Raw genomic sequence first — 25,064 nt, 5'->3', positions numbered from 1 at the left:
TATGTCAGCGTGCCGGCGGTTACTTGAACTTTTTGCTTCCGGTCGACAAGTTTAGCCCTCTTTCCTCAGCTAGCCCGTCGTCGCGAGGAAACACTTTACCCGCCACCGCTACTGCATTCTCTGCCCTCCTGCCACGGGGTCGGCGTGAGTGAAGCCTTATATGCCCCCTATCGCGGCGCGATCTGCCGCCAGCCACCCTGGCTGTGATCCCCTGTTGCCGGTCCGACCGAGTGCTGTGAGCCAAGCGAAGATTCTCCTGCGATGGTTACCTGTGCCCCCGCAGGACATTCACGGAGGAGACCGCCCAAGTACCGCGGCCGGCACGGTCCTCCCCCGGCTCCGGGACGCCCTCGTGGCCACTGTGGCAGCCAAGGCCTGGAAACGCCACGAACCGTGGCCGACCACCATCGTGGATCTGGACACCCGACAGGTCCTTGAGATGGTTGACGGCCGCGACAGTGAGGGCGTTGGGGACTGGCTGTTCGCGCATCGGTTCGAGTGGCGCATGGGGGTGCAGGTCGTTGCCATCGACCCACGAGCGCCCGGGGCCAGCATGGTCACCGGGATCGTGGAGCACATCTGCGATGCCACGGCGTGATGCAGGCCAGATTGCTGGACCTTGTCCCGGGCCGGTCCGGGGAGGCCTCAGCCGACTGGCTCAAAGACCGCGGCAAGGAATTTTCCCACCGGGATCAAGACCGCCGCGCTGGATTCGTTCCACGGCTACGCCAACGCGATGGGCGCCGAACTGCACGAAGGGTTTCAGCGCCCGGGACGCCTCACATGTTGTAAAGCTTGGCTCGGCCACGGACAATGAATTCGGCCGCGCCCAACAAGTTATCCTCGAGCACCGCGGATCCAAGGGCGAATGTTCTACCGGATCCGCCTGACCTCCCCAGGTTGGGGGCCGGACGACTGAGAAACAAGCTGCCCGAGTCGACGCGAAACTCACCCTCGGGGACCGAGGGTGACAAAAGCTCCGCCAAATCTCCCAGGCCAGACCCGAACGGGGCTGAGTGAGTATTTGAAGGTTTGGAAGCCACTTGATATTGCGTTTCGGGGCCATTGATATTGCCGGTGGGGGCCAGTGGCCGGGGTTGTGGGGCCACCGGCTCCCACCGACGTTTTCTTACTGCTTCATGGTGGCGTGTTGGCGCATGTTGTGGTTGCCGGTATCGACCCAGACGGTGTTGTGCACGATGCGGTCCATGATCGCGTCGGCGTGGACCCGGAGCCGAGCCGTTGATGCCAGTCTTTCTTGGCGTACTGGGTGCAGAACACGGTCGAGGCTGTGTCGTACCGGCGTTCCAGTAGCTCCAGCAGCATGCTGCGCATGCCCTCGTCGGGGTGGTCGAGAAGCCATTCGTCGATCACGAGCAGGGTGAAGGCCGCGTATTTGTTCAGGAATTTGGTATGTCCCTGTGGCTTGTCCTTCGCCAGCGCCCAGGCTTCCTCAAGGTCGGGCATACGGACGTAGTGGGCCCGGATCCGGTGCTGGCAGGCCTGCTTGGCCAGGGCGCACCCCAGGTACGACTTCCCGGATCCGGTGAATCCCTGAAAGACGACGTTCTGCTGCCGTTCGATGAACGAACACGTGCCGAGCTGGGCGATCACGTTCCGGTCCAGACCGCGTTCGGGTAGCGGAGCCCGGCCCGCCGAATCAGTCCCTCAACCTTGGCGTGGTTGAACCCGGAGTGGGCTTCGTCGACGACCAGCCGGAGCCGTTCCTCGAAAGCCATGCCGAGCACGAGCGTCTCGTCCTGGGCCTCGAGCGCCTCCAGCATCGGGGCGGCGCCCATCTCACGGAGCTTGCGTTTGGTTTCGATATCGATCCCGCTCACTTGGCACCGCCTGCGTAGTATTCGGCGCCGCGGACGTATCCGCCGTGTTCGGCCGGTTCATCCCGTGGTGGCCTGAGACCGGCGGCTTTGTCCTGCTCTGTGGCCAGGATCGGTTGCAGATGCGCATACCGTGGGGACCGGACACGGCCTGCCAACGCAAGCAGGCAGGCTGCCTCGAGGCGTTCGGCCGAGTAGCGCCGGGAGAGCCGCAACACGGCCAATGCCGCGTCCAGGCCCTGCTCGTCGACCGGGACGGACTCGAAGATCCGGTTGACCACGGTCACCGCTGCCGGGCCGAGCCGTCCGGCCCATTCCCGCACCCGGGGCGGGTCCCACTGCCGGTACTTCTCGCCGGCGGGCAGGTCGGCGTCGTTGGTGCGGTACTCGTTGGCTGCGCCCTCGGGCAGCAGCAGGTGGCTGGTCAGCCGTTCGGTGCCCCGGTAGGGCTGAATCACCCGATCGATGATCCGCAGGTCCACCGTGGTGCCGATATGGGCAAAGGGTACCGAGTAGTAGTTCCTCTCCCAGACCACGTGCCCGTTCCGGCCCACCCGGCGCCCGTATACCCACCTGCTGATCTCATAGGCCACCGCCGGCAGCCCCGTCAGCAGCGGCTGCTCCTCGGCTACGAACACGCTGGCTCTGGACCCTGGCCGCTTCTGGAACGGCTCCGCGTTGTAGGCCGCTACCCGCTCGATGATCGCGGCCCGCAGCTCCGGCAACGAAGTGAATTGTCGCTGGCGCAGCCCGGCGATGATCCAGGTAGCCACGTGGGCAACCGTGTTTTCCACGCTGGCCTTATCCTTCGGCGCCCTGACACGTCCGGGCAGCACCGCCGCCGAATAATGCGCCGCCATCTCGCGGTAAGCGTCATTGAGCACAACCTCGCCCTCGCGGGGATGCTTGATGACACCGGTCTTCAGATTGTCCGGCACGATCCGCGGCACTGACCTGGTGAAGGCCTCGAACATCGCCACGTGGGCCCGCAACCAGGTGTCCTGCTTCATGTCCAGGGCGGGTTCGACGAACGCGTACCGGCTGAAAGGCAGGCATGCCACGAACAGATACACGGTCCTGGCCTTGCCCGTGACCGGATCGGCCAACTGCATCGTCGGCCCCGACCAGTCGACCTCCACCGTCTGCCCGGCCTTGTGCCCGACCCGGGATGCCGCCCCTGTTACCAACCCATGCCGCTGGTAGGTCCTGCAGAACCGGTCATAGCCCATCATCGGCTCACCGGCAGCGGCGCATGAATCCGCGTACTCGCCATGCATCAGCTTCAGCGTCACCCCGACCCGGGCCATCTCCCGGTGGACCTGGTCCCAGTCCGGCTTCAGGAACACGCTTTGATGCTCACCGCGGCCCGGGAACAACCGGGCATAAACTTCGCGGTCCGTGCTGTCGGCGATATCGTCCCAAACCACACCGGCCGCATCGGCAGCCTCCAGCACCGCCGTGATGCTCTTCCGCGACATTCCCTGCGATGCCGCGATCGCCCGCCCGGACAGGCCCTCGGCGCGCAACTGCAACACGAGCTTCGCTCTGATCTTCCGTACCATTGATGATTACTCCTTCCGCCGTGCGCCCTATACACACGACGGAAGGAGCCTAAACTGGGTGGCCCCCAGACACGCCACTACCGGCACCCAAGACGGCTACTGCGCGCTCTGCCCACCGGCCCCCAAACACACGACAGATGGACCCCAAAAGCGCGAATATTCAGCTGAGAACTCGTCAACGAGCTGGTCTCCTCATGCTTGTCCTGAGACTTGGGGGATTTAGTCAGCCATCGAAGCGATCAACGACGTGATCGAAACCACCCGCAGAAGCGCCCGCCGCTTCCGCAACTGCACCCACTAGAGACTCCGATGCCTTCTCGCCACGGGTGGCCACAGCCCTACCGAATCAATACATTCATGCCCAAATGCGAAGAGCCACTTATCTCAGGTATCGTTCCCCAACGAGGTGAAGACCCGCAAGGCGCCTGCCGCGCCCCGGCTCTCCGGAGGATGCACCGCGCGGCAACGACGTACTTCAGGAGCTGGTCAAGGGTTGGAGCCCGCAACCCTTGCCAAATATGCACATTTTCGGCACATACTGCAGACGCTACGTCAGTGGTTTGAGGCTTACCCGTCCCGCCAGCGTTCATTTCCGTAGGGCTCCCCTTCGCAGCAAGATCTGAGTTGCGCTCCCCTCAGACGGAACGACCCCCGACAAAGGATGGGAGCCGCACGCCACGCCGACGAAGTACGCGGTTTGTTTCGTGCCAGCGGAAAGTCAATACCCAGGCAAATACAGACACACTCCCGGCAACGCTAATCTGCAGCGCAGCCTCTGCTACTCGACCCGCTGGTGAAACAAGCCTGGCCGCCTCAAGTCCCGCGAATAGCCCGAGGACGGAAACTCCAGCAGACCAGAGCGCAAGTGAGGTCAATCGCCTCACGAGGCGACTTCTCATCCTTACCCTGAACCCGGTATGAGAGGTGGCCGACGATATCGCCATGACGAAAAGACCAACAAAAGTCGAAGTCGTAACGGCCGCGGCCGCCCACCAAATTGAGCGGGTTGTAACCAAGAGAAGAACCGGAATAACTAGGGAACCCGCCATAGACCACTGCGCACGTCGTACATGCTTGAAATTGCCCCGCATTTCTTGACCGCTTGCCAAGCCACCGAACGGCACGGCGAGCCCAGCACCAATCGCTAGAAGAGTAGCTAAAGCCCCAGCTTGTTCCCACCCCTCCCCCAACCACAGATCCACAAGGGCCCCGGCATTCACGGCTACGATACCGAAAATCGGAAAAGCAATTCCCGCTGAAAGAGTGGCCGCGTCATTCATAGCCCTATCTGCAACATATGGCCGGCTGATGAGACGCCAGTATGGTTGCATGGCCCGACCGAGCGCCGCATTCAACGCAGTAGCTGGCATCTGAGCCAAGGAGGCCCCCCTGGTAAATTGACCTAAGGCGCTAGAACCCAACGAAGCACTCACGATCCACTCCGGCACTCGTTGTAAAAGAAAAAAACCGGTGTTTTGCGCTGTTATTTTCCGCGTGAATCCCATTACCGTGCGGTAAAACAAGCGGCTCCCCTGCGCGCGCTTATGGGTTTGAAGTAACCGCGAGAGAAACGCCAGTAGGAGTGATTGTAATGCAACCACTGCAGCTAATGTCCAGCTTTGTCTGATATGTAAGGCCATAATGATCCCGCAACCACTGGCCAGCAGGAAGCTTGCAAGAAGTGCAAGCGCATCTTTCTTGGGCTGTAGTTCACGTCGAAGTAACGCCGCTTCTATGGCCGCAGAGGGCCCTATGGCTTGACCGACAGCGAGCAGACCAACGTACATATGACCTTCTGGGGCGCCCAGTACCAAGAGCCAGCCTGGAACCAGGACTACGAAGACGACGGCCGATAAAATTCCTCCCAGAAGGCCGAAGAGACGAATCGTTAGGACCGCACGACCCCCAAGCTCAGGTTCCTTTAATACGAAGGACGGCAATCCTGTTGTCGTCAGAAGTGAGAGTATGCCCATAAGGCTTAGAGCCGCCGCGAAGCCGCCAAATTCGGCGGGCGTAAAAAGCCGAGCAGTCAAGGCTGCATAGACCAACTGACCAACGCTGATGATCATCTGAGCTGTCAACGCCCAAGACAAACTTCGAGAGACGCTCCTAAGACGGCTCACTTTACGGTCCCCGACGCTAATTTCATCTCGATCTTTCTGCCGCTACCAGTTGGCTGCGATGCTTATGTGTTGGTGGCACGGACGTATTTCCCATCGCAACATCCCCGAAAGCCATAGGAACCCGGCATTCAAACCGCTTCAGCTGGACTTAGTCCGACAACAGAACCCGACGAAGCTCTTCTAAGTACGCCGTAGTCACGCTGTCTTTGCTGTGTCTATCCTCGATCAAGCGCCGTCCATGCTTAACCAGACGATCAGCAAGAGGAGCATTTTCATGGAGATCGCGAAGCGCAGAAGCAATCATCTTAGGACGGGAAACATCGACAAGAAGCCCTGCATTGCCGTCATCTAGGGTCCACGGGACTCCGCCCGCGCGGTAACCTCCTATGATGGGGACGCCCGCAGCCATCGCCTCTAAAAGGCACATCGGTTGGCTCTCCTCCAGAGATGGATGACAAAACAAGGAGGCCTCTGCTAGATGACGACCTATTTCCGAACGAGATTGCTTGCCAAAAAAACGAACATTTCCGGAAATGTTCTGAGCAGCGGCCCACCTTGCCATCTCGTCACCTTCCCCCAAACCCGGACCGACAAGTCGCAACTCGTAACCATGCACGTCTCGACTGAAAAGGTCGAAGGCCTCGATAAGCCGGCGCACGTTCTTCAACGAACTACCATCAGCAATGTCAAGTATTACCGGCATTCTTGTCAGTTGAAGGTCTGATACGGGCAATGGAGGCGTCATATTCGGTATGACTTTAATGGCCCTTGGGAACAGCATCTGCCTCCGCCATCTCCGGGCAAGGTACGGTGACACAGCGGTAACACAGGACGCGGACATTCGAACCCGATAAGCCATGAGCGTTCTAAAAAGACGGTAGGCGTCCGGAAGGTTCCGGAGAATCGTCAGAGGTGCATCGTGAACGCTGAGAACGCATGGTTTTCCAGAAGTAACACCCACCCATCCGAACTCATATGACCAGTGTGCGCTCACCACCTCGGCATCACTGGAAGCCAGCTCCCGTGCCATCAGATTCCGCTCCTTACGGAACAGATCGAGGGCGCGCTCTCTGGGACGCTTCCTATAAGGAACAACAGAAATAGAAAATTGTGGCCCTTGGGCTCGCCAAACAGAGGTCACGTCCGGAGACGCACTGATCAGGTGAACGTGGTGCCCTAGGTCCAGAAGTCCGCGAACTAGATCATTAATCGGCGTACCCCCAAGTCCCTCCGGCAACCCAGCCACAGACGACTCGATATCTCCGACAAACTCCGATGGTCGGCATGGACCCAGGACGGCAATCTTCACTATGACGTCGGCTTAGAACGACGAGATAAAACAACCCTGAAAAAGCTCTCGCAAATGTGGCGCGCCCACCAAAGTCCATAGGTTGCCAGATAGTAAACCACCCAGCTCCGAGGTGCTGCCAGTCGGAGGATCTTCCGCATAGACTTTGGGTTCCCAGCCCCCTTCGGCCCCACGAAGTGCTTCCATTGCGTCGCTACCGGCTGCGAAGGAGGAACAGGATTCCGAGCACACGTTCCAAGGGAACCCGGCGCCAACTTTGCACCAATAGATTTTGATGCAGCCCGGAAGCCATAATCGATGTCAGCCAAGGCGTGCGAGTATCCACCATCGATTCCGCCAATCAATTCAGCAGCGGATGCAGGCACCAAGACTAGGTTCCCGTTAAAGATTTCCACTGACTGAGGAACGGAGGACATCGGGTATGTCTCAAAACTCAGAGGGTGAAGTCCGCTTCTTCTTAGTCCCGAGTACGTCACTTCGGACGACAGCGGATCTCGCATTGCAGCCACCAATATCTGACCTGGATTGTTCAGCGATAATTCGTTTAGTCGCTCGAAGGCATCCACATCAAGAACGACGTCGTCGTTTAGCCACACAACGAAGGGATTCTCTTTGTTGTCCCGTCGGATGGTTTTCAGAACCGAGGCCTCGGCGATTGCCATACTCTTGGCCCAAAACTCTGACCCAGTTCCCGCCAATATCTCCGTGTCGGGGAACCGCGCCGATACGGACTCCGCCGTCAAATCATGACTGCCATCATCATAAAGAGTTATCCGCATATTTAGACCAGCCTTCCTGGCTGCGTCATACGCGCTCTGAATGCACCGAAGCGTGGAGTCTCGGCGGTTATGGCAGGCGATAATGATATACAGATTCACATTTGCACCTAAATTAAGACTACGAATCAGACTTCGACGATATTCATTGGCTCGTGGATTCGAGCTGGTTCAACTCTGAGACAATCGGCCGGCGGGATACTTCGTTGCCGGTCTGAAACCGTCATCTTGTAGCAAGTCAGAGCCAGTTGGAACTGTTCTCCGCCCCTTCCGCGCACCATTCTGGTTGCCCCAAGCCCGAGGGTGGCTAGTCCCATCGGCCAACATCGCACTCTCGTCACTCGACGATGTTGCGTCATGCCCGCCATAAGAGTAGGAATAGGCGTCAGGTCCCTTGGCTGGAAGCCTGTTGAGTACAACACCCAGTAGATTGGATCCAACCAGTTGCAGAGCCGCCATTGACTTAGTTAAGTCTTGGTGCTTGAGCTTCTGTGTTCCAACTACAAGGACCACGCCGCCTACATGTTGCGAAAGTACTGCAGCGTCCGTTACCGGCAACAGTGGCGGCGCGTCGATAATGATCGTATCGAAGGCTTGTTCCAGCCTCATGATGAGTTCCTTCATCTCGGGCGAGCCCAGAAGCTCGCTGGGATTGGGAGGGATCCGACCCGAGGCCAGGACAAACAGATTGTCATCGCCCCACGGCTGCAATAGATCGTTCAAATCAGCAAGCCCAACAAGGGCGGTGGTGAGACCTGCGCTCGGGTCGATACCCAAGTAGTCACCCACCATAGGGCGACGAAGATCGGCATCGATTAGGCAAACGGACTCACCCGCCTGAGCCAGGGCTATCGCAAGGTTTGTAGCAGTAGTGCTCTTCCCCTCGCCAGGCAAGGACGACGTAATGAGGACGGTTTTCGCGTGCCCCGACACATTAGCGAACTGAAGATTGGTCCGAAGCTGGCGGAAGGATTCAGCTCTTGGGCTTTGAGGTGGAACCTGAGTCAGGAGCGGCTTTTTGGTCGCCTCAGCGTCAAAGGAAATGCCGCCCAATAGTGGAGCATCCGTTATGTTACGCATATCGGCCTCCCCCCTGATGCGGGTATCCATAAGTGACCTCAGAGCGGAGAGACCAATACCCATAGCCAGACCGACTACAAGGCCGAGGAGCAGGTTTAGCCGCGTATTCGGACCGGAAGGCGCATCTGGCGCGACTGCAGGTTTGATAATTGAGAGACTGATAGGGGATGTTCCCCCCGTCTTGGGCCTCTCAAGGGAATCCACCGCGCGGATAAGGCTGGTAGCGACCGCCTCCGCCGTTGCTGCTGCCTGAACCGGCGAACCGTCCTCAACAGTAATGTTGATCAAAACGGTGTCAAGGTCGCTGCTCGCCGTCACTGCCCTTGACAATTGAGCAGGAGTCGTTGCGAGCCCGAGGGAGTCGATGGCCGGTTGAAGCACCATGGGTGAGTCAACCGTCCTAACGTACGACTGGACTCTAGCCTGAGTAAAAGTATTACCTTGCTGTAGTTCTTGAACTGATCCTGAACTATGAGTAGCTACAAAAATCTCTGTATCGGCTTTGTAAATCGGTTTGGCTAGGACCGAAAGCACGCCTCCGACGAGGAGACCGGCCAGCGTTGCCGCAACTATCAATATCCAGTTGCGGCGCAAAATGCGCAGGTAGTCGCGTAAATCCAAAACTGGAGTCCCCCTGTAAGTTTCTGGCGTTGCCCCCACCGGCAGCTCAAGAACGGCAACATTCGTGCGTCTCAGCAATTATAGCCGTCCCCTTCCGGGGCTCAGTCGCCTTTTCATCGCCAAAAACAGGGTGCGGCTGAAGTTGCACTTGCCTCAGCCTTCGGACAGGCCCCCGCTGACCAGCAAGCCGAACATGAAGGTTCGAGAAGTAAGCCGGATGCTAAGACGTGACCTTGCGGACTAGCAGTCCCCCTCGGACACTGCCTGGATCCCTTAGCGCGGAACCAGTTCTTCATGGATGCCCGGGTGCAGGCCACGGCCGCGCTTTCCGACTACATCCGGTGAACGATGAGCCCCGGAACGGCCTGTTTAGCGACTTGCACCGCCGCCCACTAAGATGAGGTCGGTATTCAGCCGAGCCATACTGCGCCCGGGGCCCAGTATCACTTGTATTGTGGGGGAATTATGACAAAACGCGCACTAATCACTGGTATTACAGGCCAAGACGGCTCGTACCTTGCCGAGCTACTGCTGAACAAGGGCTACGAGGTGCACGGACTCATTCGCCGGGCTTCTACTTTCAACACGTCGCGGATTGACCACATGTACGTCGATCCTCACGACCCGAAAGCTAAGCTTTTCTTGCATTACGGCGACTTGAGTGATGGTGCACGCCTCGTTACTCTGCTAGCAGAGATAAAACCAGACGAGGTATACAACCTCGCGGCCCAATCGCACGTTCGAGTCTCTTTTGACGAGCCCGAGCACACGGCGGATACGACCGGCGTCGGAACTATCAGGTTGCTGGAAGCCGTGCGGATGTCAGGGATCAATACCCGTTTTTACCAAGCGTCATCCTCAGAGATGTTCGGTGCCACGCCTCCCCCACAAAATGAGGAAACCCCCTTCTACCCGCGCTCACCTTACGGAGCCGCCAAGGTCTATAGCTATTGGATCACCAAGAATTACCGTGAGGCTTACGGGATGTTTGCGGTTAACGGCATCCTCTTCAACCACGAGTCCCCTCGGCGGGGCGAGACGTTTGTAACGCGTAAAATCACCCGCGCTGTGGCGGCGATCAAGGCCGGCAAGCAGGACCTCCTGTACATGGGCAACCTGGATGCCGTCCGGGACTGGGGATACGCTGCGGAGTATGTCGAAGGTATGTGGCGGATGCTCCAGGTTGATGAGCCCGACGATTTCGTGCTCGCAACGGGGGGCAACTACACCGTTCGCGACTTCCTCCAGATTTCGTTTGAACACGCGGGTCTGAACTGGGAAGACCACGTCCGTTTTGACGAGCGATACCTCCGTCCGACGGAAGTGGACGCTCTTGTCGGGGATGCATCAAAAGCCCAAGAAAAGCTTGGCTGGAAAGCCTCGGTCCACACACCGGAATTGGCTCGAATCATGGTTGACGCAGACATCGAGGCTCTCAGGCACGCCGGAAACCACTGGATAGACACAGTCGAGCTCGAAAGTTGGAAGAAGTAGTGTCTGACGACGTCGTGTTCGAACCAATTCCGCTGGACAGGTCATCGACATTCTATGTCGCCGGTCACCGCGGTCTTGTTGGGTCCGCGGTCTGGCGAAATTTGGAAGCCGAGGGCTTCACTAATCTTGTTGGAAAAACGTCATCGGAACTCGATCTGAAAGACCGCGAAGCTGTATTTGCGTTCTTTGCTGAGTCGAGGCCCCGCTACGTCGTTCTTGCTGCTGCCAAGGTCGGTGGAATCCTTGCTAACAATACGTATCCGGTTGATTTCCTCAGCGACAACCTGCGGATCCAAGTAAACGTCCTGGATGCAGCCCGCGAACATGGCGTTGAACGTCTCCTATTCTTAGGCTCGTCCTGTATCTACCCGAAATTTGCGGAACAGCCGATACGCGAAGACTCGCTACTCACCGGGCACCTAGAGCCGACCAACGACGCATATGCGATTGCCAAGATTGCCGGGATCATGCAGATTCAGGCTGTTCGCCGTCAATATGGCCTTCCCTGGATCTCCGCGATGCCTACCAACCTCTATGGCCCCGGGGACAACTTCTCTCCGTCGGGTTCGCACGTGTTGCCTGCTTTGATTCGTCGTTACGACGAAGCAGTACGGTCCGGGGCCCAGGTTGTGACCAACTGGGGTACAGGTTCTCCCCGCCGCGAATTCCTGCACGTGGATGACATGGCCGCAGCTTGCCTGCATTTGTTAGAAAACTACGACGGTCCTTCACAGGTGAACGTGGGCACTGGAAATGATGTGACGATTCGTGAGCTTGCGTCATTAGTTGCATCTGCAGTTGGTTACACGGGCAAAATCGCTTGGGACACCACCAAGCCTGACGGCACGCCTAGAAAACTACTCGATGTTTCCAAACTGACCGAGGCTGGTTGGTCTGCGTCCATCGGACTCGGAGACGGAGTCCGAAGTACAGTCGAATGGTTCAGAGAAAACTCTCTCTCTGTTCGCAGCTAGAGAGTAATTGCAAAATGGGGGAATTCGATGAGTGAGGACGCCAACTGGCGCAGGCGTTCCTCGCGGCGTTTACAGATTGTCGATGCCTTCGTCGTCACCTGGGCAGTCATGGGTGCGTTCCTGATACGTTTCGGCTTGGGCCCGGGATTCAGTTCTGTAGGCGAAGACGCACCGTACGTATGGTTTTCAGTGGTCCTCGCTGCCGCCTGGTGGTTGATGCTGGGAGCCTGGAACAGCCGCCAGAGCCGCATCCTCGGGTCGGGACCGGACGAGTACAAGCGCGTGGCCGCGGCGTCCCTGTGGTTGTTTAGCATCGTGGCCATAGTTTCGTATGTCTTCCGAATTGAAACTGCACGTGGGTACGTAGGGCTTGCTCTCCCTGTTGGGCTACTTGGTCTTTTGCTTGGCCGATGGTTGATAAGGCAGCACCTAAGCATTGGGCGCGGGCAAGGTCGGAGTATGTCTCGGCTGCTGTTGCTAGGAGGTCCCAGTGCTGTTGCACACTTGGCCGCGTCATTGCACAGAGCGAAGCACGCGGGCTACCTTCCCGTAGCCGCATACATTCCTGGACAAGAAGCAGGCATTGGGGTAGAGCCCAACTCGGGACTAAGGATCGTGGGACACAAGCCCGATCCGAAATCCATTGTCGAAGCCTTGGAAGCATGCGGGGCCGATGCGGTAGCGGTGTCCGCCGGTGTTCAACTACACCCTCAAACTCTTCGTCACCTGGGCTGGGAGCTGGCGGCTCGGAACATCGGGCTGATAATGGCCCCAGCCCTCACAGATATTGCTGGACCTCGGATTCATACGCAGCAGGTAGCGGGTTTACCTCTAATTCATGTCACGACCCCAACACTTGAAGCAGGCCAACGTGTAGCCAAGCGGCTTTTTGACCTTCTCGCGGCGGGCCTTCTGCTCCTGCTGGCATCACCAGCAATGATCCTCATAGCCGCCCTGCTTAGGCTCGATAGTGCAGGTCCCGTCTTTTTCCGTCAGGAACGAGTGGGAATGGAGGGGAACCATTTTTATATGCTGAAGTTCCGTTCCATGACCGTCGACGCCGAAGCCCGCCTTGCCGAACTGGCCCAGCGGAACGAAGGCAGTGGCCCTCTCTTTAAGATGAAGAACGACCCACGCGTGACACGCATAGGCGGGTTCCTGAGGCGATTCAGCCTCGATGAATTGCCTCAGCTGTTAAACGTCCTCAGTGGAACAATGAGTTTAGTCGGCCCACGTCCTCCTCTTCCCCGCGAAGTCGAGGCCTACGAGAGCGATGTACGTCGTCGTCTCCTCGTCAAGCCAGGGCTCACGGGCCTGTGGCAGGTCAGCGGACGCTCGAACCTGTCCTGGCAGGACTCCGTCCGCCTCGACTTGTACTACGTAGAAAATTGGTCGCTGGCCGGCGACCTCGTAATCCTGTTTAGAACCGTCCGTGCCGTTTTTGGAAGTACAGGCGCCTACTAATTTCGCTTACCTGCTCCACATGATGCGGGCAACTGACCCTTTGGGGAAGGAACTAACACTATGCGCATATCCGTGATCGGCTGCGGCTACCTTGGAGCTGTACATGCGGCGTGCATGGCCAAGCTAGGCCACGACGTTGTTGGCATAGACGTGGACGCTCGGAAGATCGAGGAGTTAGCCGCAGGGCGAGCCCCTTTTTACGAGCCAGCTCTGGAGGAGCTGCTCAAGGAAGTCCAAGAAAAAGGACGGCTGTCCTTCAGCACGGACCTCGCAGCCGCAGAAGGGAGCAAGCTGCACTTCGTCTGTGTCGGTACGCCACAGAAAAAGGGTGAGAATGCGGCCGATCTGACCTTCGTAGATGCCGCCGTTAAGGGCCTCCTGCCATACCTTGCCCCCGGGGATGTTGTGGTTGGAAAATCGACTGTGCCCGTCGGGACGGCCGGACGCCTAGCGGAACTAGTGCAGGCCCAACAGCCCGGGGCGCATTTGGCGTGGAATCCTGAATTCCTCAGGGAGGGCCACGCTGTTTCTGATACTCTCAGCCCGGATCGTTTCGTGTACGGAGTCAGCGACGGTTCTGAAGACCATCCCGCGGTTTCCATCCTGGATGAGGTCTATTCGACGTCAATCGCTTCGGGTACCCCCCGCCTGGTCACCGATCATCCGACTGCGGAACTGGTCAAGACTGCTGCAAACTCATTCTTAGCCACAAAGATTTCCTTTATTAACGCCATGGCTGAACTCTGCGAGGCAGCAGGAGCGGACGTCACTCAACTCGCTGACGCCATTGGCATCGATGATCGTATCGGTCGGAAATTCCTGAATGCAGGAATCGGCTTCGGCGGTGGGTGCCTGCCGAAAGACATCCGTGCATTCATGGCCCGCGCGGGTGAGCTCGGTGCCGACCAGGCGCTCACTTTCCTTCGCGAGGTCGACGCCATTAACATGCGTCGCAGATCTCGCGTGGTGGAGCTTACGCGCGAGTTGTGCGGCGGGTCCTTGCTGGGCGCACGAATCACCGTCTTAGGCGCCGCATTCAAGCCTGACAGTGATGACGTTCGGGATTCTCCCGCTCTGAGCATCGCGGCCCAACTGCAACTGCAAGGAGCGGTTGTGACAGTTACCGACCCTAAGGCTCTGCCAAACGCGGCCCGTAGATTCCCGGAGCTACAGTACGAAACAGATACTTCCGCTGCCGTGCTGAAGGCGGATGCTCTGCTGTTACTTACCGAGTGGCAAGAATACCGCGACCTAAACCCATACGAGTTGGTGGAGTCTGTCTCTTCACCTCGGGTGCTCGATGGTCGGAACGTTCTGGATGCGGCCAAGTGGCGTGCAGCTGGGTGGATCTACCGAGGCCTAGGCCGACCCTGAGATGGAAAATAGTCAAGAAACCTCGGAAATCAAGCCTAACTCCAAGGCAAAAGGGCTTTCGAGCGCTCGCAAAACAACCCGTCGACGTCCTCTGCTGCTTACCCTAATTTCCCTTGGAACCCTGGGGCTCATCGGCCTGGCCTGTGTGGCTTGGCTGGGAAGCAAGGGAGCGGTAATTAAGTCCGAACTAAATGCGGCGACTCTCCTGATCGAGCCTCTGAAAACGAACATCACGAACGACAACGCCGGTGATGCTTCTGGGACAGTCAAACAACTTCGCGCACACACCGCCGCAGCGAAGGAAGCCGCAAACGATCCCCTGTGGACCTTGGCCTCAAGTCTTCCCGGTGTCGGCTCCAACTTTGCCGCCGTGGCTGAGGTCGCACGCTCAGCCGACGATGTGGCTAGCCTGGGCCTCGAACCACTGGTGAAGGTTTACAGCTCCCTCGACTGGGAAGCTCTCCTCCCTTCCAGCTCGGGCACTGATCTGGCACCGCTTGAGACAGCATCCCCAGGTATTTCGTCTGCTGCGCATGCCGTTCGACTGTCCGCCGATAGGCTGAATCAGATCGACGTCAACGGGCTGTTCCCTCAGGTGGCGGATCCATTGACTCAGGCAAGGGATCAATTGAACGACGTAACTGGAGCCCTCAACGCCGCGGCCAACGCATCAGGTATTGCGCCTAGTATGCTCGGCGCACAAGCCCCCCGAAACTACCTTCTCATCATCCAAAACAATGCAGAGGCTCGAGCCTCTGGCGGCATTCCTGGAGCTCTGGCCGTCCTAAGCCTGGACCGCGGTAAGCTCACCCTCGGCTCCCAAAGCAGTGCTGGAGCCATGGGGGTCAGGTCACCAGTTGTTCCGTTCGACCTTGAGCAACAACAGATCTACTCGGGGCGTGTCGGCAAGTTCATGCAAGATGCAAATCTGACGCCCGACTTCCCAACGGCGGCCAGCACGGCAAAGGCCATGTGGGAGAGAAAAACTGGAGAGGGAGTTGATGGTGTGATGTCCATTGATCCCGTGGCCTTGGGCTACATCTTGGATGCCACGGGCCCGGTAAAGATCACAAACCCTGAGCTTCTGGCACTCGCTGCCTCGGGCTTGCCTACAGAGCTGACCGGTAAGAACGTCGTCCACACTCTGCTCTCGGACGTGTACTCAAAAATCGAGCGGCCGAACCTCCAAGACGCCTACTTCGCCGGTGTGGCGCAAGATATCTTTGCAGCGTTGTCGGAGGGTAAAGGAAATGCAAGGGCCCTGCTCGCAGGGCTTACCCGTGGCGTCGACGAGGGCCGCGTGCTCGTCTGGTCGGCGGTGCCAGCGGAACAGTCTGTAATTGCTAAGTACACATTGAGCGGGTCGATCAGTGGGCCGAGCGTTTCCCCCGCCCAATTTGGGGTCTACTTCAACGACGGTACGGGCGCAAAAATGGACTACTACGTGAAACGCACAGTCCAACTGGTCAAGGAATGCCCCAAAGACGGCTACGAGCAGACCACGGTACGCGTCACGAGCACTAATTCTGCCCCCGCCGACGCCGCCACCTCGCTGCCTGCTTATGTAACCGGCGACGGCGCTTTTGGGGTACCGCCTGGTACCGTTCAGACGAACATTGTGGCCTATGGACCTGTTCAAGCAAACGTGGAGTCCGCTAAGTTGGACGGTCACAGGACGGAGTTTGCCCCGTACCTACACAGCAACAGACCAGTCGGCGTTCTGGCTGTGCGGCTGGCACCGGGTGAGAGCAAAACCGTGGAATTCACATTCGGAAAAATTGCTCAACACACGGAACCTAACGTGGTTGTCACACCTACTGTTCAGGATGTAAAAGATGTCACTCTTCCCACTCAGAATGCAGGCTGTGGCTAGAGACGAAAGACAGCGCGTTAACACTATGTAAACCAACTGGATTGAGGTTGGTGACAAGCTGCGTCAGATGGTACCGTCTGTCTTGAGATATCTATCCGTAGTTCTGCACACGGTCTCGCGCAGAGGGGACATTTTCCCCGAAATCGGGTATCAAAATTAAACGTCTCCGGGGGGACACACATGAACAAGACTTTCGCTGCACTCGCACTTGCAGGATCCATCGCGCTTGTCGGCTCGGCACCCGCCATGGCGGCAACCTACCCGGCACTTCCGCCGCAGGCAGCGGTTTCCGACGGAACCGTTGGCCCGGGTGAAACTTTCGTCTTCCGCGGCCAGGGCTTCCGCGCTAACGAACCGCTGGTCATCACCGTTACGCCCGGACAGGCCCCTGCCTCCAATGGTGCTGGCGTTGGTAACCGTGCAGTGGCTGCCCGCATCGCCGTTGTCACCGAAGCGCAGAACCTGTCGGCAACTGCCGATGCACAGGGTGCGGTAGCATTGCCCATCGCCATCAGCGAAGCCGGAACCTACTCAATCACGGCAACCGGCACCCAGTCTGGCGTCACGGTTGGGCCCGTCACGGTCACCGTTGCAGCCTCCCTGGCTAACACCGGTGGCAACGTTCCTGGTGCTCCCCTAGCCAACACAGGTGGCACAGGGCTGGCCAACACCGGGGCTGACTCAGGCCTGGTCCTCTGGACCCTGGTCGGCGCAGGCGCATTGGCCGCCGGCGCAACCTCAGTCGTTGTTGTTCGCCGTCGCGCGAAGGCTGAAGCTGCTGCATAGCAGCATCAGGCAATAACCACCGAAGAAGGTGGGTGTTCTCGATAAGAGGACACCCGCCTTCTCCGTTTTAAGGGTTCGCCGGGTTTCGACAGGTCAATCACCGGCACAGCCCACCCTCAGGGTTGTGGTAATTATTATGTCTATGGGGAAACATTGGCGAAGAGCACCAAGAGAGTACGGCTTCTCTATACCTCGCCCCCGCCCACAGATCCTCCACTACGCCCTGCTGTTACTTCTGACTGCCTCGGCCTTGGGGACTGCGGCGTTAGCCCTTCTACGGACCTCCTGAGTTCGGCTTGAGGCACCTTCACAACCGCAAGCTCTGGCAGGTCATCCTTGCAGCCATGCTGATCCTGCTGGGGCTTATTGCGTTTTGGCCGGCCCCCGTAGACCAGCCCGTTCAAGGCCAACTCGCCAGCACCCTGCAATTCCTGCACGGCCACGGAATTCCACCCTGGTTCAATTACCAATTTGTTGAGGCCTCGGCGAACGTTGCACTTTTTGTACCGCTTGGATTCGCCAGCAATCTTGCTTTTCCAAAAAAGCCATGGTGGCGGATCGGAGCATTTGGACTGCTCATCTCCGGGTTCATGGAACTGGGCCAACTCCTGTTTCTTCACAACCGTTTTCCGAGCCCGCTGGACCTCATGACAAACACGTCAGGCACCCTCCTTGGCTCCCTGCTGGCCGCTGCGGCACTAAGAAAACTAGAGGCCCGCCACGTTCCGGTAGCGGACCTCTAGAACTCGGTAAAGCGCGAGTTTAGTTGACGAAGCCCTTCATCCAGGTTTTCAGGTCCTCACCGAACTCCACCCGCTCGGACGCCAGCGTGATGACCGCCTTGAGGTAGCTCAGCTTGTCGCCCGTGTCGAAACGGCGGCCCTTGAAGACCACGCCATACACACCGGATCCTTCGCCCTCGCCGGCAGCCAGAGTCTGCAGGGCATCCGTCAGCTGGATCTCTCCCCCGCGGCCCGGCGCGGTGTGCTCCAGGACGCCGAACACGGACGGGTGCAGCACGTACCGTCCGATCACAGCCAGGTTAGACGGCGCATCACCCACGGCAGGCTTTTCCACCAGGCTGTTGACCCGGACGTATTCTTCGCCGTCCACCACGGTGATGTCCGCACAGCCGTAGGCGCTAATCTGGGACGGATCCACTTCAATTAGAGCGATTACTGAACCCCCGGTCTTCTGCTGGACCTGCATCATGGTGCTCAGCAGGTCATCGGCCTCGTCAATCAGGTCGTCGCCTAGCAGCACCGCGAAAGGCTCGTCCCCCACATGCTGTGCGGCGCACAGCACCGCGTGGCCCAAGCCCTTGGCCTCGCCCTGGCGGACGTAGTGGATGGGGCCCAGCTCCGAGGCGTACTGCACGGATTCCAGGCGATCGGTGTCGCCCTTCAGTTCCAGCGCACGCTCCAGGCCAGGCTCGCGGTCAAAGTGGTCCTCAAGGGACCGCTTGTTTCGCCCCGTAATCATCAGCAGGTCGGTGAGGCCGGACTTTACGGCTTCCTCCACGACGTACTGGATAGCCGGGCGGTCTACCACCGGCAGCATTTCTTTCGGCATAGCCTTGGTGGCGGGCAGGAAGCGAGTTCCCAATCCGGCAGCAGGAATGACGGCTTTGGATATTGCTTTCCCCGTAGTCATAGGTGAACCTTACAAATCAGTGGCGGACGAAGGCAATTTCTGGCCGTCGGTCCGGGGTTTCGACAAGCTCAACCGCCGGAAGTGAGGTCTCGGGCGATTTGCGGAGCCGAACGTAGAAACCGAGCCCATCTCGCACGGTGCTGCAGGAGCCGTCCCAGTACGGACATGTCGGCGTAGATGTTCCCGCTCAGGAAGACCTCCGGCCGTGGGAAGATCGCGCGCCACAACATCTTTGGTTTGTCCTGCCAGGGGGCTTGGACAACAGCAATGAGCCGCGCGCTTCCCGGCTCCTTAGCCTTCAGGCGGTTCCGCCATTCCACGGATGGCTCCGGCCACACGGGCACTGCGGTCCCGGGAAGGAGGTCGTTGAGAAAGGGGCGTATGGCCGCCAGCGAGCCCGTGGCCTTGGCGATTTCCAGGACGGAAGACGCCTGCGCTTGCCGTTCTGTGAGGTGGGCCAAGAACTCAAGCTCCTGCCGGCACGCAGGCAACTCGGGCGGCCGGAGGGCATGCAGTGCCAGGATCAGGATTCCCAGCGCCGTTGAGGGGACCCGGACCTCCTGTCCGGCAAGCTCAAGGGCATAGGTGCTCGCCCACATCACCTCAAAGCAATCGGTGGCGGGATTCTCCATGCCTGGAAACCGGAAGTGAACATCGATGCAACAAGGCCACTCAGGGTGGTCCAGGGTAACCGAGTGCTTTGGAAAGGTCCTGCTGTCCGGATCCACCGGGCGTTCCCGCCAGTCCCGCTCCCGCAGGCCGCGAAGCATTTGTTCCAGGTTGGAGGGCGCCACGAAAACGTCCACGTCAGCTGACGTTTTGGGCTGCCGCAGCCCTTGGACTACGCTTGCCGGCCCCTTGATGAAGAAGGCTCGGATACCCAGGCTCTCCGCTACGCCTGACGCCAGCGCGTGGCCCAGGAGCACACCCTCGGGGATACTGAGCTGCGTTTCATTGGCACTGTCCGGCACGGGCACCCTTAGCCTTTGGCCCTGCGTCCACCGGGCACGGCTTCGAGGAGACGATCCGCTTCGTGCACATTTGGGATGGCAAGCTGCTGCGGATCAGTTTCAGCCGTCGGGGCGGGTGCCGAGGTATACGTTCCGTAGTACGAATAGGCATCTGTTCCCCTGGTTGGAACGTAATTGAGGACGGCGCCCAAGATTCGGCCTTTGACCTTCTCGAGGTTCCCGAGGGACTGTGCCAGCTGTTCCTGAGTCGTCTTGCTAGTTCGGATCACTACGATGGCGCCATCCGCCGCGCGGGAGAGGACGGCTGCGTCTGTCACCGGAAGCAGGGGCGGGGCATCGATCAGGACAATTGCATCCTCGGCCAACGCATTGAGCATGTTCCTCATGGCCCGGGACCCGAGCAGCTCGCTCGGGTTCGGCGGGATGCGGCCCGAGCCAAGGACGAAGAGGTTCGGCAGCGCACCCCAAGGCTGGAGGACGTCCGCCAATTCGGCGGTGCCGGTGAGGATATCGGTGACCCCCACGCCCGGAACAAGGTTGAAAACGTCCACCAATGTGGGCCGGCGGAGGTCGCCGTCGACCACTACAACATTCTGGCCGGCGGCAGCCATGGTGACGGCAAGGTTGGCGGTGACAGTGGATTTTCCTTCTGCCTGCACGGAGCTGGTGACCACGATGATCCGTGGCGGTTGGTCCACGTCAAGGAAGCTGAGGTTGGTGCGCAGTTCCCTGAGGGCCTCAGCCATCGCTCCGCCGGCGTCGTGGAGCTGCGCTGCGGTGCCAGCGTCCAGGACGGTGCTTTTCCCGTCCAGGCGGTGGTCCACGGGAAGAGTGCCGATCACGGGGACACCGAAAAGCCCTTCGATTTCCCCTGCCTTTCGGATCCGCCGGTCAAGGTGCCGGCGGATCAGCGCATAGGCCACACCGAGGGCCAGGCCAACGAGTGCGCCCAGCGCCAGGTTGAGCTTGACGTTGGGTGAAGTGGGGCTGGCGGGGAGAACTGCCTTGCCCAGTGGAAGCACTCGGACAGCCGTCACCGTAGGGTTTGCCGGCGATGCGGCTTCCTGCGCTGTTGCGGCACCGGACTCAACAGCTGTCTCAGCCGGGGGTGCCGTTTCGATCCGTTCCACTTGGGCGGCGAGGCCGTTGACCCATGCATCGGCCACGCGTTGCGCGGTAGCCGGGTCTGTTGACTCGGCAGTCACCCGGATTTCGGCAGTGTCCAGCGGGACCTTGACGCTGATGCTGCCCAGCAGAGCGTCAGCACTGGTGTTCAGCTCCAATGCCTGGATGACTCTGTCCGCCACGAGCCGCGACTTGGCCACTGACTCGTAGTTCTTGACTTTGGCCTTGGCCAGGCTGTCCCCGGCGAGTGACAGGCTCACGTTGTCCGAGCCTGGTGTGACCACGATGCCGCTGGAATCAGAGGCGTAGATCTTGGGCTGCAGGACGGTCCAGCCGACCGCGGCCAAGGTGGCCAGCAGGGTGAAGGCGACAATAGCTTTCCAGTAGACCCGAAGCACCCGGAGGTAGTCGCTGAGGTCCAGGCCCGGAGGCGCTTCCACGGGGGCGGATGTTGTGCTCATGGTGGTTCCTTCCACTCAAGTTCTCTGTTTTCCTCCCGGTCTTCGTTGCCGGGGCACTGCTTCGAGTGGTCCCCCACACGATGGGCGGCTACTTGCGGCCCTGTTCCAGAATTGATTTCGCGATGAGCTGGGCTGTGGCTGCGGCGACGGCGTTCCGGTAGCCTTCCGGTGTGCCGTGCACCTTGCCGACTTCATCAGCGAGCTGGTGCAGCCCGACCGGGTTGGCTGATGCTTCCCAGATGGCCGGGCCGATCCCGCTCAGCCTTACGATCTCGTTATCCAGCATCATCAGCAGGTCGCCGCCGATTGCCACTGCATCTTTCGGTGCTGCGCGCCGGATGCGGCCGTCGGGGATGTGTCCAGGCCGGTCACCTTCTGCTGCCCGGGCTTCCCATTCGGGCTCCGTCCCAGGCCGCTTTTCCAGCTGGGTCCGGAACAGGGGTTCCAGGGCTGCCGGCAGGTCGGCCGCTTCCGAGTACGTGGCCTTCCAGACTCCCCCGACGCGGTCTATCAGCCGGCAGAGCGACCGCAGCGGCTCCACGATGTCCCCTTGGGAGGAAGAGTCCGGGATCAGGGCGAGTACCGCATCAGCCAGCGGAACCCTCTCCAGGACCGGGGCCGAAGGGCGGTCAGCCTGGACCCGGTCCAGCAGCACGATCGACTGGATGAAGGGGTTGGCGGGAACTGGCAGGAGTCCGAGCTCGTCAGGTCCCACCTGGCCTTTCGGCGAGCCAGGCTCCTGCTTTACGGACAGCGGCTTGGGATACGGAACCACCCAGCCATCCGGTGCGATGGCTACGGTCTCGTCCGTGACATATCCATATGACCGGGCAAGCACAGAAGCCGCAGTGGTTTTGCCCGTTCCCGACTTTGCCACGAGTGCAACCACCGCACCCGTTTCACGGTCTGCGACACCGCATGCGTGGAGCATCACGAGGTCGCCGGCGTTGGCCAGGATTGCCGCCACCGTTAGCCGGGACGTGAGGTTCTCAGCCAGCTCCTCAAAGGAAGCGGCCTGCAGTTGAAATGTGCCGCCGTCGTGCTTTAGGGCCTGCGAAGCCACGGACGCCGTAAAGGGCCTGTCAAAAGTGGGTTCCAGGGGCAGAGGCGGAAGGAGGGGGTCACGGCTGCTGGCACACCGTGCCCATGCCGCGCTCATATTCACCCGCTGCTGCCAGGTAACGGCACGGCCCCAGCGCACTACGAACTGGATTCCCAAGACGTCCAGGGGCAGCACGTCACTGCCTCTTGCCAATTCCTCGAACAGTCGCTTCCTCCAAGCCAAACGTGTGTCCCCCCTGATTCCCGCGGACCTCATGATCTCAACGTGCAGCGCCGCGGGCAGCCTCAATCAACCGCTGTGCTTCAAGGCTGGCGAGGAAGTCTTCCACCTGGGCCTGCATCTGTCCGGACCGGTCCTCAAAGATGGCCTCCAGCTCAGCCAGGATGGACTGCTCTGACCGTTGGCCGTCGATGAGGTCCCAGATGACCGCAGCCGGCCCTTCCAAGACCACGGGCTGGGTCGCATCGAGGTGCAGCAGGGCGACGCGAGCCCGGGGTTCGGTGCAGACTTGGGCGACATTGTTGGAGCGATGCCAGATCATTTGAAAGTGATCGTGAGGTTAGTCTGGGCTTTCACCGGCTGACCGTTGGGTACGGTGAGGAGCACAGTCATTATGTAGCTGTAGGCGTCTTGAGGCTTTGGCTTATTTGGTGCCGCGTCCTCTAGGTCGAAGAAGCCAACGGGAATATCGAGAGCCTGTCCCGTCCCTGTCCCAGCCGCAAAAGTGGTGGTGGAAGTATTGCCGCTAAAACTGGACGTAGCGAAAACGCTGCCAGTGGACGGCTGGATTCCGACCCTCGCATGGATGGTGCCAACTGGCTCGATGATTACGCTTCCGCTCATTGCGCCTACGACGCCCGCGATCTGGATTTTCGTGGGACCAGTGCCTAAGCGATTTCCCTGGCTATAGGTGATTGAGGACCCGGCTCCTATCAACGTCACCGAAGGAACGTATGAAGCCGCAGCCGCAGGAGCCGCGATGGCCGTAGCAATAACGGGAAGCGACCAGGCCACACCCGCGACTACCCTGCGCCGGCTGAAACCGTTCTCTTCGCCGCTGGTGACCGTTTCGTTCAAAACCTCAGACAATGACGCCCCCGTTGTAGTCTTCAGCCGCGACCAGTCCACTAGAGACCGGCAGCGGGGATTGGCCGGGCGATTTCCCGGCTTCGACTACTCTTGCGAACGCGACTAAAGATTCCTGCAATCAAGCTGCAAGGTTGGGTCAAGATCTGCTGTGAATGGCTGTTTGGCGTGGTTTACTCGATGCGCGTTAGGGATCGGACTCGGCCGAGAAGGTAGTTCCGCCTTCATCGGTCACCATCTGGTCTGATTCCCTCAGGGCTGCCGACGCGGAACAGTCATCGCATCGGCCAACAAATTGATGGGGGCAGGTGGCGAGGTTAATGCCGTCCCCGGTGGCTAATCTGTGTCGCATTGATCCCGCCGTTCCTGAATCATCCAAGGCTCACCGGGAGACTCATTGTTTCAGCCATCGCGATGATGGTGCCGGCGAATGCCGGGGCGGGAGCCCTAATCGTGAAGACTCGCTCCTCGCCGGCACTTTTAGTGAACAACGAACCGACGCCGGAAACACGAGTAAGCGATACCCGATTCTTCAGGCCGACCGTACCCACCTAGCCTGGGGATGCGGTATCTACCTATGGCCCCCACCGGGTTTCGACAAGCTCAACCACCGGATTTGGTTGCCACAGGCTTAACCGCGGAACTGCGGCTCCCGCTTCTCCTGGAAAGCCCTGAAACCCTCGGCATAGTCGTCGGTTTTGCAGAGCCTCGCCTGCTCGGTGTTCTCCTCGGCCATGGCCTCCCACAGGCCCAGGCGCTGGTCGCGGATGTGAGCCACCAGCTCCTTGCTCGCGGTGAAGGCGCCGGTGGCCCCGCGGGCCACCTTGGCGACAATTGCCTCGGTGTTCTCCAGCAGCTCGTCCGCCGGCATGGCACGGCTGAACAGACCTTGTGCCACCGCCTCGGTGCCGCTGATCAGCTCCGCGGTGTAGATCAGGTCCAGCGTCCGGTGCATCCCCAGCCGCTCGGTGAAGTACCAGTGGCCGCCCGAATCCAGCGTTGCGCCCAGCTTCGCGAACGGTGAGCCGAACTTGGCGTTCTCCGCCACGTACACCACGTCCGTGGCCAGCAGCAGCCCCAGCCCCACACCGAGGCAGGCGCCGTGTGCCGCGGCAAATGTCGGAGCGGGAAAAGAAGACATCTTCTTCAGCAGCGGCTCCACCAGCCCGCCCAGGTATGTAGCGGCGTCGTCATTCTCGGGATTTACACCCGAGATGTCCCGGCCCGCGCAGAAGGCGCGGCCCTCTCCCCTCAGCAGCAGCGCCCGCACCTCACCGCGTGAGGCGGCGGCAGCAGCGTCGTCGTACGCCTGGGACAACTCCGCGAGCGCCTGCTCATCCAGCGAGTTCAGCTTGTGCGGGGCGTTGAGGACGACTTCGGCGACGTTGTTGCTGATGGAGAGGGAAATCATGGGACTCCTTGGGTTCGTCC

The 25,064-nt window shown here is 59.7% G+C and carries 22 protein-coding genes; 8 read left to right on the top strand and 14 right to left on the bottom strand.

Annotated features, from left to right (window positions below; genetic code table 11):
- The first annotated feature begins 271 nt into the window (after positions 1 to 271).
- On the top strand, positions 272 to 598 hold the full coding sequence (locus QF047_RS03890) for a transposase (RefSeq protein ID WP_307274191.1): 327 nt from the start codon (positions 272 to 274) through the stop codon (positions 596 to 598).
- Between the two features lie 539 nt (positions 599 to 1,137).
- Here the strand turns inward: QF047_RS03890 and QF047_RS03885 are convergent.
- The 7 genes from QF047_RS03885 to QF047_RS03855 form a co-directional block, all read right to left on the bottom strand.
- Positions 1,138 to 1,614 (bottom strand): ATP-binding protein, encoded by a 477-nt coding sequence (locus QF047_RS03885; protein WP_307274188.1) that lies wholly within the window; start codon positions 1,612 to 1,614, stop codon positions 1,138 to 1,140.
- Positions 1,611 to 1,841, bottom strand: coding sequence for a hypothetical protein (locus QF047_RS03880; RefSeq protein ID WP_307274185.1), 231 nt, complete (start codon positions 1,839 to 1,841; stop codon positions 1,611 to 1,613). The genes QF047_RS03885 and QF047_RS03880 overlap by 4 nt, the downstream gene beginning before the upstream one ends.
- Entirely contained in the window at positions 1,838 to 3,400 is a 1,563-nt protein-coding gene (gene istA, locus QF047_RS03875) for an IS21 family transposase (RefSeq protein WP_307274183.1), read from the bottom strand. The genes QF047_RS03880 and istA overlap by 4 nt, the downstream gene beginning before the upstream one ends.
- A 635-nt stretch (positions 3,401 to 4,035) precedes the next feature.
- Positions 4,036 to 5,523, bottom strand: a complete 1,488-nt coding sequence (locus tag QF047_RS03870) for an oligosaccharide flippase family protein (RefSeq protein WP_307274180.1) — start codon at positions 5,521 to 5,523, stop codon at positions 4,036 to 4,038.
- 148 nt (positions 5,524 to 5,671) lie between these two features.
- Entirely contained in the window at positions 5,672 to 6,769 is a 1,098-nt protein-coding gene (locus tag QF047_RS22300; RefSeq protein ID WP_373427738.1) for a glycosyltransferase family 4 protein, read from the bottom strand.
- A 62-nt stretch (positions 6,770 to 6,831) separates the two neighbouring features.
- Complete coding sequence (locus tag QF047_RS03860) at positions 6,832 to 7,710, bottom strand: glycosyltransferase family 2 protein (protein ID WP_307274175.1); 879 nt, start codon at positions 7,708 to 7,710, stop codon at positions 6,832 to 6,834.
- A 69-nt stretch (positions 7,711 to 7,779) separates the two neighbouring features.
- The gene (locus QF047_RS03855) at positions 7,780 to 9,309 is read right to left on the bottom strand and encodes a polysaccharide biosynthesis tyrosine autokinase (RefSeq protein ID WP_307274172.1); all 1,530 of its coding nucleotides are present in this window, start codon (positions 9,307 to 9,309) and stop codon (positions 7,780 to 7,782) included.
- A 465-nt stretch (positions 9,310 to 9,774) separates the two neighbouring features.
- Here QF047_RS03855 and gmd point away from each other — a divergent pair, with 465 nt between their 5' ends.
- The 7 genes from gmd (at position 9,775) to QF047_RS03820 (ending at position 18,017) form a co-directional block, all read left to right on the top strand.
- The gene (gmd, locus tag QF047_RS03850) at positions 9,775 to 10,803 is read left to right on the top strand and encodes a GDP-mannose 4,6-dehydratase (RefSeq protein WP_307274169.1); all 1,029 of its coding nucleotides are present in this window, start codon (positions 9,775 to 9,777) and stop codon (positions 10,801 to 10,803) included.
- The gene (locus tag QF047_RS03845; RefSeq protein ID WP_307274167.1) at positions 10,803 to 11,777 is read left to right on the top strand and encodes a GDP-L-fucose synthase; all 975 of its coding nucleotides are present in this window, start codon (positions 10,803 to 10,805) and stop codon (positions 11,775 to 11,777) included. The genes gmd and QF047_RS03845 overlap by 1 nt, the downstream gene beginning before the upstream one ends.
- A 27-nt stretch (positions 11,778 to 11,804) precedes the next feature.
- On the top strand, positions 11,805 to 13,241 hold the full coding sequence (locus QF047_RS03840) for a sugar transferase (RefSeq protein WP_307274165.1): 1,437 nt from the start codon (positions 11,805 to 11,807) through the stop codon (positions 13,239 to 13,241).
- A 60-nt stretch (positions 13,242 to 13,301) separates the two neighbouring features.
- The gene (locus QF047_RS03835; protein ID WP_307274163.1) at positions 13,302 to 14,615 is read left to right on the top strand and encodes a UDP-glucose/GDP-mannose dehydrogenase family protein; all 1,314 of its coding nucleotides are present in this window, start codon (positions 13,302 to 13,304) and stop codon (positions 14,613 to 14,615) included.
- A 1-nt stretch (position 14,616) separates the two neighbouring features.
- Positions 14,617 to 16,488, top strand: a complete 1,872-nt coding sequence (locus tag QF047_RS03830; protein WP_307274161.1) for a DUF4012 domain-containing protein — start codon at positions 14,617 to 14,619, stop codon at positions 16,486 to 16,488.
- 180 nt (positions 16,489 to 16,668) lie between these two features.
- Positions 16,669 to 17,274, top strand: coding sequence for an LPXTG cell wall anchor domain-containing protein (locus QF047_RS03825; protein WP_307274158.1), 606 nt, complete (start codon positions 16,669 to 16,671; stop codon positions 17,272 to 17,274).
- 344 nt (positions 17,275 to 17,618) lie between these two features.
- Complete coding sequence (locus QF047_RS03820) at positions 17,619 to 18,017, top strand: VanZ family protein (protein ID WP_307274156.1); 399 nt, start codon at positions 17,619 to 17,621, stop codon at positions 18,015 to 18,017.
- Positions 18,018 to 18,036: 19 nt separating this feature from the next.
- On the opposite strand, the gene galU is transcribed toward QF047_RS03820, so the two are convergent.
- From galU to QF047_RS03785, 7 genes are all read right to left on the bottom strand, one after another.
- Positions 18,037 to 18,927: a UTP--glucose-1-phosphate uridylyltransferase GalU gene (gene galU, locus QF047_RS03815; protein WP_307274154.1), complete on the bottom strand. Its 891-nt coding sequence runs from the start codon at positions 18,925 to 18,927 to the stop codon at positions 18,037 to 18,039.
- Between the two features lie 68 nt (positions 18,928 to 18,995).
- A complete protein-coding gene (locus tag QF047_RS03810) occupies positions 18,996 to 19,898 on the bottom strand; it encodes a nucleotidyltransferase family protein (protein WP_307274151.1) in 903 nt (300 codons plus the stop codon).
- A gap of 8 nt (positions 19,899 to 19,906) precedes the next feature.
- Positions 19,907 to 21,484 (bottom strand): polysaccharide biosynthesis tyrosine autokinase, encoded by a 1,578-nt coding sequence (locus QF047_RS03805; protein WP_307274148.1) that lies wholly within the window; start codon positions 21,482 to 21,484, stop codon positions 19,907 to 19,909.
- An 88-nt stretch (positions 21,485 to 21,572) separates the two neighbouring features.
- The gene (locus tag QF047_RS03800) at positions 21,573 to 22,721 is read right to left on the bottom strand and encodes an ATP-binding protein (RefSeq protein WP_307274146.1); all 1,149 of its coding nucleotides are present in this window, start codon (positions 22,719 to 22,721) and stop codon (positions 21,573 to 21,575) included.
- Between the two features lie 85 nt (positions 22,722 to 22,806).
- On the bottom strand, positions 22,807 to 23,088 hold the full coding sequence (locus QF047_RS03795) for a PqqD family protein (protein WP_307274143.1): 282 nt from the start codon (positions 23,086 to 23,088) through the stop codon (positions 22,807 to 22,809).
- Entirely contained in the window at positions 23,085 to 23,624 is a 540-nt protein-coding gene (locus tag QF047_RS03790; RefSeq protein WP_307274140.1) for a hypothetical protein, read from the bottom strand. Before QF047_RS03790 ends, QF047_RS03795 begins: the two co-directional genes overlap by 4 nt.
- A 640-nt stretch (positions 23,625 to 24,264) precedes the next feature.
- A complete protein-coding gene (locus tag QF047_RS03785; RefSeq protein WP_307274137.1) occupies positions 24,265 to 25,044 on the bottom strand; it encodes an enoyl-CoA hydratase/isomerase family protein in 780 nt (259 codons plus the stop codon).
- Positions 25,045 to 25,064 lie beyond the last annotated feature (20 nt).

It is taken from the genome of Arthrobacter sp. W4I7, from assembly GCF_030816215.1.
GTDB classification, from domain to species: domain Bacteria; phylum Actinomycetota; class Actinomycetes; order Actinomycetales; family Micrococcaceae; genus Arthrobacter; species Arthrobacter siccitolerans_A.
Note: the sequence above shows the minus strand (reverse complement) of the source record. Positions and strands in the feature narration are given on the sequence as shown.